The organism is uncultured Salegentibacter sp., assembly GCF_963972535.1.
Classification (GTDB): domain Bacteria; phylum Bacteroidota; class Bacteroidia; order Flavobacteriales; family Flavobacteriaceae; genus Salegentibacter.
Genome location: NZ_CAXAVR010000195.1, coordinates 1 through 2,424, shown reverse-complemented (window position 1 = coordinate 2,424; position 2,424 = coordinate 1). Strand labels below are relative to the sequence as shown.

2 protein-coding genes are annotated in these 2,424 nt (G+C 42.3%); both read left to right on the top strand.

The window, feature by feature from the left end:
- On the top strand, positions 1–2,093 hold a 2,093-nt coding region (locus AACZ30_RS13720), incomplete at its 5' end, for an efflux RND transporter permease subunit (protein WP_339650079.1).
- Between the two features lie 34 nt (positions 2,094–2,127).
- Positions 2,128–2,424, top strand: a 297-nt coding sequence (locus AACZ30_RS13715) for a TolC family protein (protein ID WP_339650078.1), incomplete at its 3' end; no start/stop codon positions are given.

The window sequence follows — 2,424 nt, the reverse complement described above, 5'->3', positions numbered from 1 at the left end:
TTATTCCCGGTTTAATCCTGGCGGTTACCGTATTCTTTCTGGCTGAAGAGTGGATGCCGCTTGGCTTTCAGAAATCGGCTTTTGCCAATTATATCTTTGTAATTCTTTTACTAAGTATCACCTTGGTGGTATTAATGATGGTGGTGAAGTTTTACGAACCGATCTTAAACTGGTGTTTAACCAATAAAGGGAAGTTTTTAACGCTCCCTATTATTACCATCTTTTTTGGGACGATGATCTGGTTTGGTTTTCCAAAATTATTTGGATTTGTAGCAGGCGGATTTGATAAAGTAGGTTGGAATGTGAGAACAACCCAGGTTTGGAGTGGAATGGCTCACATTTTCCCCGGGGTGGGCAAGGAATTTATGCCATCGTTAAGTGAAGGCAGCTTTTTACTGATGCCAACTACCATGCCGCACGCCGGGATGGAAGAAACCACCAAAACCTTGAAACAGTTGGATATGGCGGTAACCAGTATTCCTGAAGTTGAGGTTGCGGTTGGTAAATTAGGTCGGGCAGAAACCGCTCTGGATCCCGCGCCAATTTCTATGTTTGAAAATATCATTAATTATAAACCGGAATATATTCATGCTGAAGACGGCTCGATGCAGCGTTTTAAAGTTGATGATGAAAACCGTTTTATTCTCAAATCAGGGGACACGTTAACTAATGCTGAAGCTATCCAGCGAGATGTAATCGCTTCAAATTTAATTGAAGATGAAGATGGAAGGTTCTACCGAAACTGGCGTGAACATATTAATAGTCCCGACGACATTTGGAATGAAATTACAAAACGCACCAAACTTCCCGGGGTTACTTCGGCGCCAAAATTACAACCCATAGAAACCCGTCTGGTAATGTTGCAAACCGGGATGCGGGCACCGATGGGAATTAAAGTTTATGGACCAGATTTGAGGACTATTCAAGATTTTGGAATGGAACTGGAGGAATTGCTAAAGGAAGTACCTTCAGTAAAATCTGAAGCTGTTTTTGCCGATCGTGTAGTTGGAAAACCTTATCTGGAAATAGATATAGATCGAAATGCGATTGCCCGTTACGGACTTAGTATTGAAGACGTTCAGCAAACCATTGAAACTGCGATTGGGGGGATGGAAATCACTTCTACGGTAGAAGGCAGGGAACGCTTTCCGGTTAGGGTGCGATATCCCCGCGAATTAAGGAATGATCCTGAAAGTATTAAAAACATTCTGATACCGACTTCGGATGGGGCTCAAATCCCGTTAGGAGAGCTTGCTGAACTTAAGTATGAGCGTGGGCCGCAAATGATAAAAAGTGAAGAAACTTTTTTAACCGGCTATGTCCTTTTTGATAAACGCGACGGTTTTGCCGAAGTAAACGTGGTGAATGATGCCCAGCAGCATATTCAGGATAAAATTGATGCTGGCGAACTGCAAGTGCCGCAAGGGATTAGTTATAAATTCTCCGGAAATTATGAAAACCAGGTACGGGCTGTAAAACGTTTGGCAATCTTAATTCCTATTTGTTTGCTTATCATTTTCCTGTTGCTCTATTTTCAGTTTAAAAGCATTATTGCTTCAACAATCCATTTTTCAGGAGTATTTGTGGCCTTTGCCGGCGGCTTTATTATGATCTGGCTTTACGGGCAGGGCTGGTTTATGGACTTTGATATGTTCGGCACCAATATGCGTAGCCTTTTTCAAATGCAGGAGGTCAATTTAAGCGTAGCAGTATGGGTTGGATTCATCGCTTTGTTTGGTATTGCAACCGATGATGGCGTATTGATGGGAACTTATATTCACCAGATTTTTGAACGTAAAAATCCTCAAACAGTTTCAGAAGTTCGTGAAGCGGTGATGGAGGCCGGTTTAAAACGGGTGCGCCCCGCAATGATGACCACGGCCGTTACTATAATTGCGCTTTTTCCGGTACTTACTTCAACTGGAAAAGGTTCTGATATTATGGTGCCCATGGCCATCCCAATTGTAGGTGGAATGGTAATCCAGATTATGACGATTTTTGTGGTGCCCGTTTTACAGGCCATTTGGAGGGAAAATGCTTCTTCTAATTCCACAGAAGAAAGTGGAGAAGAACCAACAACAATTAAGGCATAGAATTTCTGAATGAAATAAGAATCAGATAATGAAAATGAACACAAAAAAAATAATTATAAGCTTGCTTCTTATCTCTCTTTGGGGAGGAGTTGGAATTGCGCAGGAGTTGGAAGATTATCTCAAAATCGCAGCAGAGAACAACCCAAAGCTACAATCTGCTTATACCCAATTTGAAGCTGCATTGCAGCAATCACCACAGGTTTCTTCCCTGCCAGATCCCACGCTAACGGTTAGCGCATTTGGCAGAATGGTTGAAACACGTTTGGGCGCCCAGGAAGCCCGGTTTAGCCTTATGCAGATGTTTCCCTGGTTTGGAACTTTAAAAACAAAA